At 32.2% G+C, this 18,949-nt stretch carries 14 protein-coding genes; all 14 read left to right on the forward strand.

Going from position 1 to position 18,949, the window contains the following annotated elements; translation table 11 throughout:
- The first annotated feature begins 14 nt into the window (after nt 1-14).
- The 14 genes from PHE88_08530 (at nt 15) to PHE88_08595 (ending at nt 18,895) form a co-directional block, all read left to right on the forward strand.
- Nucleotides 15-1,676, forward strand: coding sequence for a radical SAM protein (locus tag PHE88_08530; GenBank protein ID MDD5687861.1), 1,662 nt, complete (start codon nt 15-17; stop codon nt 1,674-1,676).
- Between the two features lie 39 nt (nt 1,677-1,715).
- Nucleotides 1,716-3,095 carry a radical SAM protein gene (locus tag PHE88_08535; protein ID MDD5687862.1) on the forward strand — a complete coding sequence of 460 codons (1,380 nt, stop codon included), beginning with the start codon at nt 1,716-1,718 and terminating at the stop codon, nt 3,093-3,095.
- 5 nt (nt 3,096-3,100) lie between these two features.
- Nucleotides 3,101-5,308 (forward strand): ATP-binding protein, encoded by a 2,208-nt coding sequence (locus tag PHE88_08540; protein ID MDD5687863.1) that lies wholly within the window; start codon nt 3,101-3,103, stop codon nt 5,306-5,308.
- Between the two features lie 241 nt (nt 5,309-5,549).
- Nucleotides 5,550-6,098, forward strand: coding sequence for a response regulator (locus PHE88_08545; protein ID MDD5687864.1), 549 nt, complete (start codon nt 5,550-5,552; stop codon nt 6,096-6,098).
- Between the two features lie 127 nt (nt 6,099-6,225).
- Nucleotides 6,226-6,831, forward strand: coding sequence for a response regulator (locus tag PHE88_08550; protein ID MDD5687865.1), 606 nt, complete (start codon nt 6,226-6,228; stop codon nt 6,829-6,831).
- On the forward strand, nt 6,828-8,132 hold the full coding sequence (locus PHE88_08555; GenBank protein MDD5687866.1) for an ATP-binding protein: 1,305 nt from the start codon (nt 6,828-6,830) through the stop codon (nt 8,130-8,132). The genes PHE88_08550 and PHE88_08555 overlap by 4 nt, the downstream gene beginning before the upstream one ends.
- 46 nt (nt 8,133-8,178) lie before the next feature.
- Complete coding sequence (locus tag PHE88_08560; GenBank protein ID MDD5687867.1) at nt 8,179-8,559, forward strand: response regulator; 381 nt, start codon at nt 8,179-8,181, stop codon at nt 8,557-8,559.
- A 177-nt stretch (nt 8,560-8,736) separates the two neighbouring features.
- Nucleotides 8,737-9,300 (forward strand): response regulator, encoded by a 564-nt coding sequence (locus tag PHE88_08565; GenBank protein MDD5687868.1) that lies wholly within the window; start codon nt 8,737-8,739, stop codon nt 9,298-9,300.
- A gap of 67 nt (nt 9,301-9,367) precedes the next feature.
- Entirely contained in the window at nt 9,368-12,100 is a 2,733-nt protein-coding gene (locus PHE88_08570) for a PAS domain S-box protein (GenBank protein MDD5687869.1), read from the forward strand.
- Nucleotides 12,101-12,409: 309 nt separating this feature from the next.
- A complete protein-coding gene (locus tag PHE88_08575) occupies nt 12,410-12,781 on the forward strand; it encodes a response regulator (protein ID MDD5687870.1) in 372 nt (123 codons plus the stop codon).
- A 109-nt stretch (nt 12,782-12,890) separates the two neighbouring features.
- On the forward strand, nt 12,891-14,930 hold the full coding sequence (locus PHE88_08580; GenBank protein MDD5687871.1) for a TonB-dependent receptor plug domain-containing protein: 2,040 nt from the start codon (nt 12,891-12,893) through the stop codon (nt 14,928-14,930).
- A gap of 29 nt (nt 14,931-14,959) precedes the next feature.
- Nucleotides 14,960-15,913 (forward strand): ABC transporter substrate-binding protein, encoded by a 954-nt coding sequence (locus PHE88_08585; GenBank protein MDD5687872.1) that lies wholly within the window; start codon nt 14,960-14,962, stop codon nt 15,911-15,913.
- Between the two features lie 5 nt (nt 15,914-15,918).
- Complete coding sequence (locus tag PHE88_08590; GenBank protein ID MDD5687873.1) at nt 15,919-17,700, forward strand: ATP-binding protein; 1,782 nt, start codon at nt 15,919-15,921, stop codon at nt 17,698-17,700.
- 58 nt (nt 17,701-17,758) lie between these two features.
- Nucleotides 17,759-18,895, forward strand: coding sequence for a response regulator (locus PHE88_08595; protein ID MDD5687874.1), 1,137 nt, complete (start codon nt 17,759-17,761; stop codon nt 18,893-18,895).
- The last annotated feature ends 54 nt before the right edge of the window (nt 18,896-18,949 follow it).

The raw sequence follows: 18,949 nt of genomic DNA on the forward strand, positions 1-18,949 counted from the left end.
AGGAGATTTGGAAAATGGCAACAAATAGTTTATTAATAAATTTTGCAGGTTATCCTAATGAACCATTTAACTTTATGCCGGATAATGGGTTAGCCAATTTAGCCGGTGCTTTAATGAGGGAAAACCATAAAACAAAAATTTGGGATTGTTCTACTGTAGATGTAGTTGAGAAATTATTTCCCTATGAATACTCTGATGAGTATCGTAATCTATCAAAAAAGATTATGCAATCTATATCTGCCGGTGATAAGCCTGTCACAAAAGATTTAGATATGTTCTACGATTTAAGTGGAAAAATTGAATCAAGGCAAACCAAAAGTATAAAAGATATAGGTAACGAAATTAGCAAATTTGTCAAGAACGGCAACTTTGATTTTATTGGTTTTAAGTTATGGTCTGGAGCAGGTTTTGAAGGTTCAATGATTATTGCGGAAGAACTAAAAAAGAACAATCCAAAACTTCCAATTTTTGCAGGAGGTCCTCATGTGGACTGGTTTAATGAAAGGGTGTTTGATGTGACAAATGTCTTTGATGTCCTCGTATATGGAGAAGGAGAAGAAACTCTTCCTTTACTTGCGAATTATGTTGAGGGAAAAGTGTTATTAAAAGATATACCCAACTTAATATATAAAGAAAACGGTAAAACAATAACTACACCAATGAAGAGAGTTGATGATTTAAATAAATTGGCATTGCCGGTATACGATGACGATGTATATCTTGCTATGAAAGATAACCAGAAAATAAAGATTTTTTTAATTGATGAAAGTCGGGGATGTCCTAATAGCTGTAATTTTTGTATTCATCCATTAAAAAGCGGCGGACGTTGGCGGACAGTAGATGCAAAAAAGGTTGTAGATAGAATAGAATCATTAATTCATAAATATGGTGTACACGGATTTAGATTTGCCGGTTCAAACCCACCTCCGAATCACAGAAGAAATATAGCCAGTGAATTACTAAAAAGAGGGATTAATATAGTTTATTCTTCGTATGCTCATATTGGGAACTCAACTGAACAAGAATATAAAGAATTAAAAAAATCAGGTTGTTGTGCTCTTGCTTTTGGAGTAGAATCTGGTTCTCAAGAAATATTAAGTAAGAGTTTAAATAAAAAAACAAAAGTAGAACAAATAGATGATACTATTGAAAAATGCAGGAAAGCAGGTATCTATGCTATAGCCAGCATAATTATGCCGGCACCTGGAGAAACAGAAGCAACTAAAAATGAAACATTAAGTCGTCTGCTAAAAATAAGACCTGATTCAACAGTGGTATTTTTTCCTATAATTACATTAGGAACAGAATGGGAGAAAAATATGGATAAATTCGGTTTTAAAATAAATAAACCAAAAGAATTTTTTGAAAAGGCTATGACTTATAAAACCAATACTCTTTGCCCGCCACCTTTATGGCCGAAAGTTGATGATTTTTTACTTGATAGAAAATCATTTGAAAAATTAGCAGAAGAAACAGCCAATTTTGTGAAACTTCTATCACAAAACAACATGACAACGCAACTTTTTGACCAGGTATTTCTTGTCGCAGAGTTTTCTGGAATGAGTCCAAAAGAGTTTGGAGATAAAAGCCACAATTATTTACATACTGGCGACCGCAACGCATTATATAAAATGGTTTCAGAAATAAATGAGAATGTTAAAATTTATAAAAATTAAATAAGTAATATAAAATTTTTATAATTGGAGGATATTATTATGAAAATAACTTTGATAGCACCACGTCAAATTGTAGAAGATGGAAATAGTGAAAAGTGGGGTACTGAATTTTCTTCTTTTCTATTTGGGAAAAAGAAATATTACTCTGCGCCTTTAGCTTTAGCAACTATAGCAGCATTGACTCCACCTAATATAGAAGTAAATATAATTGATGAAAATATTGAACAGATAGATTTTGATATAGATACTAATTTGGTAGGAATTACAGCATCTACATTTTTAGCTCCACGAGCATATGAAATAGCAGATGAATTTCGAAAAAGAAACATAAAAGTTATTTTGGGAGGGATCCATCCTTCAATGTTACCAGATGAAGCAATTCAACATGCCGATACTGTTGTAATAGGGGAAGCAGAAGAGGTTTGGAGCAATCTTATTGATGATTGCAAAAAAAACAAGCTAAAACAATTTTATCAATCTACTCAGAAACCGGATTTGTCAAAACAGCCTATACCAAGGTGGGATTTGTTGAAGAACAATTCATATAACCTTCATACTATACAAACAACTCGTGGATGTCCTTTTGATTGCGAATTTTGTTCTGTCAAAGTATTTTGGGGTCCACAATATCGTTATAAATCTATAGAAAAAGTTTTAAAGGAAGTTGAAACAGCTATGATGTTGGAAAAAAAACGGATATTTTTTGTAGATGATAATTTTATTGGTAATAAAAAAAGAACTAAAGAGCTGCTTAATGTTTTGATTCCATTAAAAATATCTTATTATATTCAGGCATCAGTGGATTTAGCTAATGATGAAGAATTATTGGAATTACTTGCAAAAAGCGGATGTAATAGTGTATTAATTGGTTTTGAGTCTATATCTGGAAAGGTTATTGAACAAATGAATAAAAGTTATTCAAATAAAGTAGAAGGGTATGCACAGAGCATTAAAAAAATACAATCATTTGGTATAGGAATTCAAGGTTCTTTTATTTTCGGATACGATTCCGATGACGTATCCGTATTTGAAAAAACAGTAAATTTTGTTCAGAATGCCGAATTAGAAATTGCATCTCTCCACGTACTTACACCTTTCCCGGGTACAAAATTATCCGAACGATTAAATAGTGAAGGCCGTATTTTACATAAAGATTGGAATAAATATGATGGAGAAAATGTGTGTTTTCGTCCAAAACTAATGGCTCCCGAGGTATTACAAAATGGAGTAGTATGGGCACAACAGAAAGTCTATACATTCGAAAACATTTTTACAAGATTGAAAGCTATATGGGGTTTATGGAATGAAAAATCAGTAAGATTAGACGACAGAATCTCACCCATGATAAGGAACCTTAGTTCTAATCATAGAGCATATACTTATTCATTGGCTAAACAACCGCAACATATTGAAAAATAAGGATAATGAAAAATAATTTTAGTAAAGTATTACTGTTTTTATTATTAATACCGTTTGTGTTAGGAATTATTATTGTGATAAAGCATAATCCTCACGCTATAAGTTCTCTTATTGCCGCATTATTCAGTCTATTTTTAACTTTCTTTGTTTATTCAAAAGATAAAAAAAATCCAATAAATATCATTTTCGCCTGTTTTTGTTTTAGCATGGGTATTTTTGAACTTGCTTTATTTGGACTCTATATTGTTCATAATATTTCTATTCTTAATTATTGGATTAAGTTTTTTAGAATAGGTTATGTTATGGTTGCACCATGTTTCCTTCATTTTGTGTTAAGGCTTGTTAAAAATGAAAATAAAACTAAAGAAAATGTACTTCGTTTTGTTTATGGAGTAGCAATAGTATTTTATGTAATTAATTGGTTTGGATTTTTTGAAAAAGGATTTATTAAAAAAGTAGAATTTAAGTATTCTCCGGAAGTAACACAAGTTTACTTTGTTTTCTTAGGATATATTATAATAGTCACAGCATATTCATTATATGAAGTTTTCAAAGGATATAAAAAATCTAATTCAATCACAACTCGCAATCAACTGAAATATGTTTTATTAGCAGGTATAGTTGCTATAATTTTAGGTTATACTAACGCTTTGTTATATTTTGGTATGAAAATATATCCTCTTGGTTGGTTGGGTCCTATTGCTTTTACTAGTATCATTGCATATGCTATTTTAAAACATCAATTAATGGATATAAACGTTGTAATTCGTAAAGGTGTTGTTTATGGAACTTTAACCCTTTCTATTATAGGGATATATGCTTTAACGGTTGGCATTTTTACAAGTATTTTTGATATGAATAATATAACTCAAAATAAGCCATGGTTGATAATAATTAATGGTCTTACTGGTATGATTGTCGCAGTAATGTTCCTCCCTATAAAAAACAAAATTCAGTCTATTGTTGATAAACTTTTCTTTAAAGACAAATATGATTATTATGAAACTTTAAAAACTCTTAGTGGTGATTTAACTACCATTTTTGAATTAAATAAATTGTTGGATTTACTTATAACTAAAGTAACGGAAACTATGCATATAGATAAAGGGTATATTATGTTATTCGATACTGATAAAGATAGGTTTTTAGTAAAATTCTCAAAAGGTATAGATTCTAAAACACTAAAACAAATTAAACTTAATAAGACCGATACTCTTGTTGTTTGGTTAGAAAAAAATAAAACTATATTGATACTTGATGAATCTATAAATAATTTTGAAGAATTAAAAGCTCAAAATATATATTTGAGTATACCATTAATGAGCAAGAATAAATTAATAGGTATTTTTAATCTTGGTACTAAGTTATCCGAGGATACATATACAACCGAAGATTTAAAATTACTGACCACTATATCAAATCAGGCGGCAATTGCAATTGAGAATGCACAGCTTTCTACAGAAATGAGAGTTTTAGAAAAAAGTCTTCTTCATACAGATAAACTTGCTGCACTCGGTGTTTTAGCATCAAGTATAACACACGAAGTAAAAAACCCTTTAGTTTTAGTAAAAACATTTTGTCAATTGGTGCCCCGAAGGTACAATGAAATGGATTTTATTAATAGATTTAGTGATGCTGTGCCTAAGGCGATAGAAAGAATGGAACATACTCTTGGGCAGTTGCTTGATTTTGGCAAATTGCCGGAATTAGGTTTTGGAGAGATTAATGTTAACAATATTTTAGATAACTTACTGGATTTATTACATTATGAGATGTTTAAGCAGAATGTTAATATAATTAGACAGTATGATGACAAATTACCATTAATTATGGCTGCCGAAGAACAAATAAAGCAGGTTTTTATGAATCTTATACTCAATGCTATTCAGGCTATGCCAAATGGAGGAACGATAACGATAACGACAGAAGCGGAAAGTGGGAAGTGGGAAGTGGGAAGTGGAAATCTGGAAGCAAAAGAAGGTTCAACTACACCCTATGTTAACATTTCTGTTAAGGATAATGGATGCGGTATATCTGACGAATTTATGAGTAAAATATTCAAGCCATTCTATACTACTAAGGTAAGAGGAAGCGGATTAGGTCTTTCAATCTCCAGCAGAATAATTAAAGAGCACAAGGGTACAATTGAATTGAGTAGCAAATTAAACGAAGGGACCATCTTTACAGTAAAACTTCCTGTCAAGCAAATCTAAAAATAATACTTATCCCAGTTTATTTTACAGCTATTATATAAAATATTGGTTTAATATCTCAAATATAAACGATTTATTTTTTATAAAGCACAATATGTTGTGCAACAACTGTGCACTTTTTGTGCACTTTTTCTAAAAATATCAAAATAAATGCGTTTATTTTAGTTATTTTTTGGCATATTTTTTGCAGTATAGATTAGTAGAAGGACAAAAATATGGAAATCTTGATAAAAGGAGATTTATGAAAGAGAAAATATTGTTGGTTGATGATGATAATGGGGTTTTGGAGTCTGTTACGGAGTCGTTAAGTAGTAATTATTTTATTACTACTGCACGTAGTGGAGAGGAAGCTATTGAAATTATTAAGAAAGAAAACCAAAATCTGGTTATCTTAGATGTGAAATTAGCCGGTATTGATGGCATTGAAACATTGGGAATTATTAAAAAAATTGATAGTACTATACCGGTTATAATGTTATCTGCAGTAGACACAATAAATACCATTACCAGGGCTATTAAATTAGGCGCCTGTAATTATTTTGATAAACCTTTTGATATTGATGAGTTACAAAATGCTGTTAGCGAAGCTCTGGATAAAGGGCGTAGTAATTTACAATCTAAAAACCAAACATTGCCGGTAGATATTGAAGTATTTATTAAGAATAGCGTGAATGATATTTTAACTGAAGAAATGCAGCTGGAGAATGCATTAAAAAAGTTTAAGGATAAATATACAAATTTTGTTTTTAGTAAATTTATGGATAAATTTGAAAAAAAACATCACAATTGAACACATTACATGCTTGCCTGCTGACCTGCCTCTGACTGCCGGTCAGGCATGTGTTTCTATACTTGCCTGTTGTCAAGCAGGTAGGCAAGCATGTAATGTGTGAGATATTTAACAATATGAGGTTAAAATGGCAAACGTAAAAATTTCCGAAGTTGCACAAGCGGCAAAAGTTTTACCAAGTACAATCAGGCATTATACAGATTTAGGACTTTTGCAAATTTCCGAGAGAACAGGTGGCGGACAGCGACTTTATAATGAAGAACAAACACTTTCAAAACTTGCTAAAATAAAACATCTTTTTTTTCGTGGACATTCACTTTCTCAAATAAAAGATATTTTAACAAATGGTATTAAAAAACGGATGCTTGTAATAGATGATGATCCCGATGTCCCGGAGTTAATCAAAACAATTTTAGCAGAAGACCAGTGGGAAATAAAACATGCTATGGACGGGTTTGAGGCTGGGAGATTTTTAGTAGATTATTTCCCTGATTTAGTTACTCTTGATTTGGTTATGCCGGGGATGGATGGTTTTAAAGTATGTCAGAATATACGAAAAGATCCAATTACTAAAAATATAAAGATTATTTCAATTACAGCATATTCTGCCCCTGAGCATAAAAATAAAATTTTAAATATGGGTGCTGACGGTTATCTTCAAAAACCATTTACTTCTGAGCAACTAAAGCTGAAAATAAAAGAAATTATGGATAAAGTTGAGGTGGCAAAATGAAATTAACACTTAAACATCTTTTTAGTTTTTTTGCTAATTCGAAAACTCACAAGGAACCTATTTATCTGTTTGATGTTGATAAAACAAATCAGGCAGACAATAAGCAGTTCCCGCGATTGTTGGAGAAAACAATTGTGGAATTAAACGATACTCAAAAACAATTACAAACTACCAGGGAACAACTTATCCAATCCCAGAAACTAAATTGTATGGGGCAATTGATTGCAGGTGTAGTACATGAATTAAATAACCCCTTAACTATAATGCTTGGCAATATACAACTTATAAGGCTGGAAGATTGTTCCGAATCGCTGAAAAAGGAATTAGAGACAGTGGCAGGCAACGCACGGCGGTGTAAAAAGATAGTTGATAACTTACTAAATGCAATTAGGAAAAACAAAAGTGAGAAAAAAAAGGTTTATATTAATCATCTTATTGAGCAGACTTTAGAAATGTTAGAGTATGAGTTTAGGGTTGAAAATATTAAGTTAGAAAGAAATCTGTCTCCCGAAATACCGGTTACTTATACAGATGAACATCAAATACAGCAGGTATTGATAAATATTTTGTGCAATGCATATCAGGCACTTAAAAACAGAAATAATAAACTTATAAGAGTAGAGACTGTGTTTAAAGAAAATAAAATAGTTGTTTCGATTTATAATAATGGACCGCATATTCCCGATGAAAATCTAAAAAATATATTCGAACCGTTTTTCACGACTAAGTCAGATGGAGAAGGCACAGGTTTAGGGTTGTTTATAAGTAAAGGTATCGTTGAATTTCAGAAAGGGAAAATGTGGGTAAATAACCAATCGTTTCCCAGTGGGGTTATCTTTGTAATAGAATTACCGGTAATTATACCGGAAATAAGTTCTTTTTCTGAAGAATTTCAGTCAATACCGGAATCTTACGGGAAAAATATTTTATTAATTGATTATGAAACAAGTATTTTGGATCTTAATTGTAAAATATTGAAAAAAAAGAAACATAAAGTTACTACAGTTAATAATATGGATGAGGTATTAAGAGAACTCGAAGCAAAACCATATGATTTAATTATCTCTGATACAAGAAAACCTGATATGGATGGGTTACAATTATATAAATATTTGGGGAAAAAATTTCCGCACTTAAAACAAAACTTGATTATTATTACAGGATATATTACTGATGAAGTCAGTAAAAAGTTTTTAATAGATAACAATATACCATTTATTATAAAGCCGTACGAGGTAAAAGAATTCGAACATATGGTCAATAAGGTCCTAAATCAGCAAACAAAAGATTTACAATCATAAGATTCTCTTTTTTTGTCATTCCGTACTTGATACGGAATCTGTCGGTATGTTAGATAAAGTTATGAAAAAAGTATTTATTATAGAAGACGACAAATACTTAGCCGAAATAATCAAAGAAGAACTTGAAGAATCCGGCTACGAGGTCAAAGTAGCATTGTCGGGTAATAGTGCCATTCAGTTATTACAAGCTACAAAACCGGATTTAGTTATATTGGACATGAGATTACCTGATATAGATGGATTAATAATATTAGAATCAATAGGTATAAAATATAGTGAAGCTCAGGTAATAGTTTACACAGCATATGAAGAATATAAAAAACAACCTCCTTCCTTAAATGAAAAGAAATTCTGCAACTTCCTTCTTAAACCGCTTCCAATGGAAACCATTGTATCAGAAGTAAAAAGAACAATTGGCGAACCTTAGTTAATAATAAAATATTTAGTGATTTCAAGTATAAAAGTTAACTAAGTAAAAACAACGGCAATCATTATAAGAGTCAAAGAAAAATATTTCGCTTGACAAGAGCAATAATTTACTCTATACTTATATTAGGTTTATTGGGATAATAGGGATATATGGATTTTGCATGAAAGGAGCTATATGAAAATATTTACAACTTATCAAATTTCAAAGATGCTTAATGTAGACATAACCACAGTTATTGATTGGGTTAATAAAGGAATGCTTAAGGCATATAAGACGCCGGGAGGGCATAGAAGAGTACAAATTGATGACTTGGTAGATTTTCTAAAGAAATATAAAATGCCGGTTCCCGATGTAATTACCAGGGTTAAGCCTGAAGCAATCTTGAAAAAGGTTCTTATAGTTGATGATGAAAAAGGTATTTTGGATTTTATTTCGCGTGCAATCAAAAAATTTTTTAAAAATGTGGAAATTGAAACAGCGGCAGATGGTTTTGCGGCAGGTAGAAAAATTAGTGAGTTTAAACCAGACCTGCTTATTTTGGATATCCGGCTTCCTGGTATAGATGGTTTTAAAGTTTTGGAACAACTTAAAAAAGAAAAAATGAAAATTGTAGTAATTACTGCTTATCATTCAGAAGAAACAAAAGAAAAGGTTTTTAAAGCAGGTGCGGATGCTTATTTAATAAAACCATTTGATATTGAAGAATTAATTAGAAAAATAGGTGAAATATTAGATTAATAAATGGACAAACTATGAAAAAATATTACATTTGCAAACGAGAAATAGGTTCTAAGCGAGGTCTGAAATGACGAAAAAAAAGGCATCATCTACAAAAAATAAAAAAAATGAGTTCATATTAAAAGTATTTAATCAAAAAATTATAGCTGCAGAACAAGTGTTAAGTAAACAAAATATTCTGCTCAAATCCATCATAAATTCTAGGAAAGGTATTTTGATTTTTGCGCTTGATAAAAATTATTGTTACATGATTTTTAATGAGAGACATCGCAAGGAAATGAAAAAAGTCTATAATGCCAATATAAAGCTCGGTAAATGCATGCTGGATTACATTACAATTCCTGAAGTCAAACCCATCGCAAAGGCAAGTTTTGACCGTGTACTCAATGGGGAAAGTTTTATAGAAATACAAAAACAACCGGACCTAAACATGTATTATGAATTCAATTGGAGTCCGCTTAAGTTGTCTAATGGAAATATTGTAGGAATAAATGTTTTTATACAAGATATCACCAATCGCAAGCATGCAGAAGAAGAGTTGAAAGAAAGTGAAAATAAATATCATGCGATATTTGAGAAAGCTCCTATTGGTATCACTCATTTTGATATGAATGGAGTAATTACTTCCTGTAATACTCGTTTAATCGGAATATTGGGGACTTCAATAAAAAATATTATTGGTTTTAATATGCAAACTGGTGTAAAGGATATTCAGGCGAAAGCCGCAATCCATGAAGTCCTTTCGGGTAAGATCGGACATTTTGAAGGTGAATATGTTTCCGTTGTCAGTGGAAAGTCTATCATGATAAAAAATGTGTATTCACCACTTTTTTCCGAAGATGGTTTGTTACTGGGAGGCATTTGTATTACCGAAGACATTACTGAACGCAAGAAGGCGAAAGAAAATATAATTGAACTTTTAAACAGCGAAACTAAATTTCGTATTCTTTTCGAGAGTTCGCAGGATGCTATAATGACTCTTGAACCGCCTTCGTGGAATTTCACTTCCGGTAATCCTGCAACAATAAAGATGTTTGGTGTTAAGAACGAAAAGGAATTTATTTCTTTCCCTCCCTGGAAACTTTCACCGGAATTCCAGCCAGATGGTCAATCTTCAAATGATAAAGCAAAGAAAATGATTGAGATAGCCGTGCTTAAAGGTTCTAACTTCTTTGAATGGACGCACAGACGACTAAGCGGAGAGGATTTTTCCGCAACCGTTTTACTAACAAAATTAGAGCATAAGGGAAAAGAACTGATTCAAGCTACAGTCAGAGATATCAGCACACAAAAAAAAGTGGAGCAGAATATGCTGGAAAGTGAAAATAAGTATAGAAGCTTATTTGAAAATTCTAATGCTGCAATACTTATTACAGATACAGAAACCGGAATAATCCTTGACGCAAACAAAAAAGCTGAAGAATTATTTGGAAGAAACAGACAGGAAATCATTGGAATGAATCGTTCTAAAATACATCCTTTAGATGAAGCTGAATATTATGATAAGCATTTTCGGAATCATATTGAAAAAAGAAGTGTAGATTATTCTGAAGCAACAATTATTAAGAAAAACGGAACTCAAGTCCCGGTACAAATAGGCGCTGTTGTAATGGAAATTCAAGGAAAAAAAGTAATCCAGGGTATATTCCAGGATATCACTGAACGCAAGAAAGCAGAAGAAATACTGAAAAAATCGGCAAAAGAATGGCAGGATACATTTGATTCAGCAAAGGATAGTATAACGTTAATTTCTTCTGAACAAAGATTATTAAAATTAAATAAAGCAGCGTGTAAATCTTTTGGCAAAACACAAGAAGAGCTTTTAGGTAAAAAGTGTTATGAAATTATGCACGGAACAGACAGTCCGATTAAAAACTGCCCGTGTATATCTGCATTAGAAACGGGTTTAGAATGCGAAGTGGAAATTGAAGAACATGGACGGGCATATCTGGTATCAGCATCTCCGGTGTTTGACGATAATAATAAATTAACGTTGTTTGTGCAGATAGTTAAAGATATTACCGAGCACAAGATGGCAGAAGCAGAGAAATTAAAACTTCAGGCGCAAATTCTTCAGTCGGGTAAGATGGCAGCGATAGGGCAATTGGCATCAGGAGTGGTCCATGAAATAAATAATCCGATTGGAGTGATATTAGGATTTACTCAAAGTATAGTTAAAGATATAAAAGAGGATGACAACTTATATAAGTCATTGAAATCAATAGAACGTGAAGCGATAAGATGTAAGGAGTTTGTGAGAAATATGCTGACATTTTCCAGGGTAGGTCAAACGGAGAAAGTGATATCTAATATCAATGAAGTAATAGAGCAATCAATATCACTGGTGGAGGCACAGACAAAGGTCAAGAATATACAGATTATAAAGAGTTATGGAGATAATTTACCACAAATACCGGTGAATAAGAGCCAGATACAGCAGGTAATAATAAATCTAAGTAATAATGCGATAGATGCAATGCCTCAAGGTGGCTCTTTAACAATCGCCACAACGCAGATTACTGCAGATGAAAAAACACAGATGACCGCAGATAAAAAATCAGCGGTAATCTGCGATAAAAAATCAGTGGTCATCAGCGTTACCGATACGGGAAGTGGAATGACGGAAGAAGTAAAAAAGCATCTGTTTGAAGCATTTTATACGACAAAAGAAGCAGGCAAGGGGACAGGATTAGGATTAAGTTTATGTTATGAAATAATTCAAAAACACAATGGAACAATTGAAGCAGAAAGTGAAGTAGGCAAAGGAACAACATTTAAAGTAAAGTTACCAATAGGTTAATGTATAAAGACAGTCCGAAGCCTGATGTTCCAGGGTCGATGTAGTTGCTTGCCCTTGGCAAGCGAATCCTACGACGTAGTCGCACCCTTGTGGGTGCTAAAACAAGCAGAGCAAGCCTGCCTAACGGTAGTCAGGCTCTGCCACTACAATGTTGATGTAGTTGCCGACCTTGGTCGGCGTTAACTTGATGTATAGGAATTTCAATGTTATCACGCCGAGGGCGTGAAACTACAATTTAATTATAGGTTTGTAGTTGTCGCTAGACTTGGCGTGCCTAAGTTCTCTAAACTTTTTAATAAGGATACTAAAATGCAAAAGAAAATACTAATTATTGATGATGAAAAAGGGATACAGGATTTGTTTAAATTTTTATTAGAGCCGAAAGGATTCCAGGTTTTTACAGCCAATGATGGATTAGAAGGTGTGGAAATGGTTAAAAAAGATTCATATGATGTTATTTTTCTGGATGTTCATATGCCAAGAATGACAGGACCAGAAGCACTTAAGAAAATTAAACAAATGAAACCTAATCAGGTTGTAGTAATTTTCAGTAGCAGTTCAGACCCTAATTTTACTTTCGAATCAGAAGCAAAACAACTAGGAGCATATACTTGTATTTATAAACCAGTAGATATATCAGAGATATTAGACATAATAGATAAAGCAATAAAAGCAACGTAGTTTTTTGTCGGTGTATAAGTCTTACAATGTAGCTGCACCATCTTATGGTGCTATAATAAAGACTACATATTAAATTGTGTCAACGATTACAATAGAAAAAGGAGATAACATGGAAAAAGAAAACAGATTGGCAAATGATAGGTACAAAATTATTAGTAAATTTATTGAGAAAAATAGATTATTTATATTTACAGTAGGTATACTGGTAAATATTAGTCCTTTAATTATGGGAGAACAAAATTTAGATAAATCAGAAGAGCTAATGTTTATGGACATTCCCGTAGTAATTGCATCAAAAGTTGAAACTCCTCTTCGTGAAACACCCGGAGTAGTTACCGTTGTTACAAATGATGAAATTATTAATTCAGGAGCAAGAGATTTACAGGAAGTTTTAACTTTATATGTACCGGGATACAGTTTTGTTTCAGAAGCCGAAGGAGTTATTTTACCTTCTTTCCGGGGGATCAGTATTTTGGAAGCAAAGGTGTTGTTTTTAGTCGACGGATTGCAAATAAATGAAAGGATATGGGGAGCTCCTGAGCAAGTTGGCGGACATTACCCCATAGACAGTATTGAAAAAATTGAAATTATCCGCGGTCCCGGTTCCGTAATATATGGTGATGCCGCAGAATTATCTGTCGTTAATATCATAACAAAAAAACCTACTACGAGCGGAAATTATTTAAGCATAAATAATTCCCAGATGAGTAAAACGTTTTCACATCGCGGATTAAGTTCCGGTTTTGGCAAGAAACTCGGAGATTTAACATTTAATTCTAACATAGAGCTTTCTTTTGGAAACCGCAGTGAAAGAAACATAACTGATTATTATGGTGATAAAGCGAGTATGTTGGGCAATTCAAAAGTTAATACAGCGAATTTTAACGGATTGGTAGAGTATAAAGATTATAGCATGAGAGTATATATAAATCAGAATAGAATAACCCAGATAGACATGTGGGGTTTTAATTATAAAAATGGACCTGCTAAAGAAAATTGGGACACTTACATCGCCGAACTTAAATATAATTATAAAATCAGCAATAATTTTACTCTTACTCCACGAATTGAGTACAAAGTAGATTATCCCTGGATACTTAATGTTGTAGATGAAGAATACACTAATCACAAAAGAGGTGAAAGAAAATTAGCCAATGTTACCGGAACCTGGAAAATTTCTGAAAAAAATAATTTATTAGGTGGAGTAGAGGTTTCAAGAAGCGGTGTTTACTTACCTGATAATCCCGGTCCATTTGAAGAGATGTTTAAAAATGGAACAAATAAAATAGAAAACGATAATTTTGCCGGGTTTGCACAATATATTACAAAAATTGATCTTGTAAATATAACACTTGGTTCCCGATATGAGACCGGTAAATTGGGAACAGCATTTGTTCCCAGAGTTACAATTACCGAGGCAATGGATAAATTTCATTATAAACTCAAAGTCGGACAATCTTTTAGATCGCCTATGGGAATCCAACCTAACCGGGTCTTGCCGGGTGCACCTAAAATTGTACCGGAGATAGCTACTACTTATGAAGCTGAAATGGGTTATAAAATTACTCATTCAATGTGGTTTGTTGTTAATGGTTTTGATATAACAATCAATAATCCTATTATATACGGAGCAGACCCTGTTACCGGAGTTGGAAATTATAGAAACTATGGAGAACTTTGGACTCGCGGACTTGAGAGTGAATATCGTTTTTATGGTAATATGATTGATTTGACTATGAATTATGCTTATTATTTTGTGATGGATAATGATGTGTTAACTTCAGAAGTACCGAATAATCCAAGACTTACTATAGGTAATCCCGCACATAGAATTAATGCTATCGCCGGTATTAAATTTAATCCCAATGTTTCTTTACATCCGTCGGCTTCCTATTTCAGCAAAAAATATGCATATTTGAGATGGGACGATACATTACAAGAAGATATTTTAAGCAAAATAGATCCTGCTACGGAAGTTAATATTAACTTAAGGATTCGTGAAGTATTTTGTAAAGGTACAGAAGTAAATCTTGGTGTCCGTGATTTATTTAATCAGCGTATGGATATTGCCCCCGGATACAAAAGCTATAAAAATTCCACACCGGGATTATCAAGAGCATTTGTTTTAAAGTTAATGTATAATTTTTAAGATAAAGTTATAATTAGGATGGAATTAAAATGAAAAAGCTAATTAAAAATATTTGTTATGTAAAAGTGTGCTATTTGCTATTATATATAATATGTTCTTTTACACCAAACATCTTTGCATCTGGCAGATGTGTAGTTTCAGTTATCTTTTCATCTTCCCTTGAACCATATCAAGAAGCATGGAATGGATTTAATATATTTTTTAAAGAAAAAAACATTGTTTTATTATCTTCCGAATATAACATAGAAAAAGAATCCTTTGATAAGATATCTCAGGAGATAACAGAAAAGAAGCCGGATATAATTTTTGTTATAGGAACAAGTGCAGCGAAGTTAGCAAGAGATAAATTTCAAAACATACCTATTGTATTTTGCATGGTTCTTAATCCGGAGCCGATAAAGGCATCAAATGTTACCGGAGTATTAATGGAAGTTCCTGTAAGTAAGAAATTAAGTATGATACGGGAGCTTATGCCTAAAGCTAACAAAATTGGAATGTTTTATTCTCCCGAATCAATAAACAAATATAAAGAAATTTCTGATGTGTGTCAACAAATGGGTTTTAATCTTTTTGAAGAAGAAATTAAATCCAAAACAGATATTCCTACTGCTATAACAAAAATTTTACAGGAAGTCGATTGTTTTATAATAACGTCAGATTCAGATATATTTTTTTTGAAATCAGTAGAAAACTTGTTGTTAGAAGGATTAAGAAACAAAATTGCAATATTCGGGTTATCAGCTTCATTTACAAAAGCCGGTGCTCTTCTTTCTTTAGAATGTGACTATAATAGTATAGGCAAACAATCTGCAGAAATCGCTTTAAGAATAATAAATGGAGAAAAACCATCAGAAATATCAGTAGAAGACCCGATTAAAACAAGATTATCTTTGAATATGTTAGTTGCAGAGAGATTAAGCATAGAAATTCCTTCACAAATTAAAAAAGAAACAAATAAAATATTTGGAGAAAAAGGAGAATAAATAAAATGAAACTTAAAATAGCAACGAAAATAAATTTACTTATTGTAAGTGTTATTATAATATTTGGTTGTGTTCTCGGCTTTTATTTTATTCAAAAACAAAAAACGATGTTAACCTTTGAAATGGATAAAAGAATAAATGCCTTGATAATGAATTTAAGTAATAATAGTGAATATCCGGTTCTTGTAAAAGATAAAATGGCAATTTCAAAATTAGTTAAAGGTCTTTTTGTCCAAAAAGATATTATATATTGCCGAATTGAAGATAAAAATGGAAATACTTTATATGAAGAAGGTTTAGATAAAGAAAAAGATATAAAAACTTTTGTGGCAATAATTACAACAGAAGACACTAAAAAATCATCTTTTGAAGATATTATGTTAGATTCTAACAAAAGTGAAGGTGCAAAAGAAGAGCTCGGTAAAGCAATTTTAGTTGTTTCCTTAAAAGAATTCAACCATGAACTTAACAGATTGAAAATGATTTTGGTTTTTACTATTATCTTTTTTGTTATCCTGGCATCATTGGTAAGTTATTTATTTGTGAAGTTTGTTCTTGATGAACCTGTTAATCAATTAGTTTTTGGGACAAGGAAAATTGCTGATGGTATTCTTGATTGGACAGTCCCGGTAAAAACCCAAGATGAAATAGGTGAACTTACAGTAGCATTTAACAAAATGACCAAAGATTTATCAAATACACTTGTTTCTAAGAAGGACTTGAAACAAGCACTAGATAATACAAGAACCCTTCTGGAACAAATTCCTATAGGTTTAATGATTGTGGGGAAAGATAGAAAAATACGCAAAGTAAACTCGGTTGCTTTAAAAATGTTTGGAGCAGAAGCAGAAGAAGAATTCCTGGGTAAGGATTGTCATAACTATCTTTGTAAAATAGGACTGGACAAATGTCCGATATTAGACCTTGGAAATAAAGTTGATAATTCTGAAGCTATATTATTAACCAAAACAGGGCAAAAAACTCCTATACTAAAAAATGTAAGATTAATAAATCTTGAAGGAGAAGAAGTTCTACTTGAAACATTTATAGATATAAGCGAACGTAAAAAAGCAGAGGAAGAAAAAGACAAACTCCAAAAACAACTATTACAGATGGATAAGATGGCAGCGATAGGACAATTAGCCGGAGGGGTGGCACATGAAATAAATAATCCGATGGGGGTTATATTAGGTTTTGCCCAAAGTATAGTTAGAGATATAAAAGAGGGAGACCTCTTATATATGCCGTTGAAATCAATAGAACGGGAAGCGATAAGGTGTAAGAAATTAGTAGGAGATTTACTAACATTTTCAAGGATAGGTAAAACAGAGAAAGAGATATCTAATATCAATGGAGTAATAGAGCAATCAGTATCTTTGATAGAGGCACAGGCAAAAGTGAAGAATGTACAGATTATAAAGAGTTATGGAGATAATTTGCCGCAAATAGTTGTTAATAAAAACCAGATACAACAGGTAATAGTGAATCTGTGTAATAATGCAATGGATGCAATGCCAAAAGGTGGCTCTTTAACAATCACCACCTCGCAGATTACCGCAGATAAGAAATCAGTGGTCATCAGCGTTACCGATACAGGTGATGGAATGACAGAAGAAGTAAGAAAGCACATATTTGAGCCATTTTACACGACAAAAGAAGTAGGTAAAGGTACAGGGTTAGGGTTGTCGCTTGTATATGAAGTAATACAGAAACACAATGGAACAATTGAAGTAGAGAGTGAAGTTGGCAAAGGAACAACATTTAGGGTAAAGTTGCCAATGTCATAATACACGATGACATTGCGATACAGTCTCAAAGAGTGACTACAACATAGAGGAGATTTTTATGGAAAATAAACCAACAATTTTAATTATTGATGATGAACAAGGGTTAAGAGATATGCTTTCTTTTGCTTTACAAAAGGAAGGGTATATAGTACTGACTGCAGAAAATGGGATGGAAGGGCTTAAGAAAGTTACAGAACAAAAGATAGATATGGTTATTACAGATATAAAAATGCCGGAAATGGATGGCATTACAGTCCTTGGAAAAATAAAGGAAATAAAACCTGATATAGAAGTAATCGTGGCTACGGGCTATGGAACAATGGAGACAGCAATAGAAGCTTTAAGAAAAGGTGCATACGATTTTATAAACAAACCATTTAATTTAGATGAACTGTCCGCCCTGCTATCTAAAGCTTATGAGACGAAACAACTTAAATCTAAGCTTGTAAGCTTGGAAGAATTGGACAGATTAAAAGATGAATTTTTTTCAATGGTTACGCATGACCTTAGAACGCCTCTTATGGCAATTTCAGGAACACTTGAGCTAATTTTGTCTGATGAACAAGTAAGTGACGAGACCAAGCTTGATTTTCAATCTGAAAGAAATAAAAAATTATTGTTGATAATTCATAGAAATACAGAAAGAATAAGAGCACTTGTTAATAATTTGTTGGATTTTGCAAAGATGGAAGCAGGTTGTTGGCAATTGAAAAAGCAGGACATATCGGTTATTAGTATTATAAATGATTCAATAAACGGGGTGCAATCATTGGCTGACAATAAGAAGATATCAATTACTAAACATATTTCTTTAATTGGTCATACTTTCAAATCAGATGAAATTTTAGTAAATTGCGACTATGAACAGGTAGAACGTGTTCTTACAAATTTGATAGCAAATTCCATAAAATATACACGGGAAGCCGGGAGAATAAATGTGTACTTTGAAAAAATTGATAAAGAAATAAAGTTTGTAGTTGAAGACAATGGTAAAGGGATTACAAAAGAAAATTTAGGAAAAGTATTTGACAAATTTTATCGTGTTGATCCGTCTTTGAAAAAAGAAGAAAGTGGTTTTGGAATAGGACTTTCAATCTGTAAGAGAGTTGTTGAATTACATAAAGGGAAAATTTATGCAGAATCGGAAGGTTTGGCAAAAGGCAGCAGATTTATCTTCACAATACCAATAAGGTAAATAGACAATCTATGAAAAATATTTTAACTCATTTTTATGTTAGAACATCAAATG

The sequence above is a fragment of the Elusimicrobiota bacterium genome, assembly GCA_028718185.1.
Classification (GTDB): Bacteria; Elusimicrobiota; UBA8919; order UBA8919; family UBA8919; genus JAQUMH01.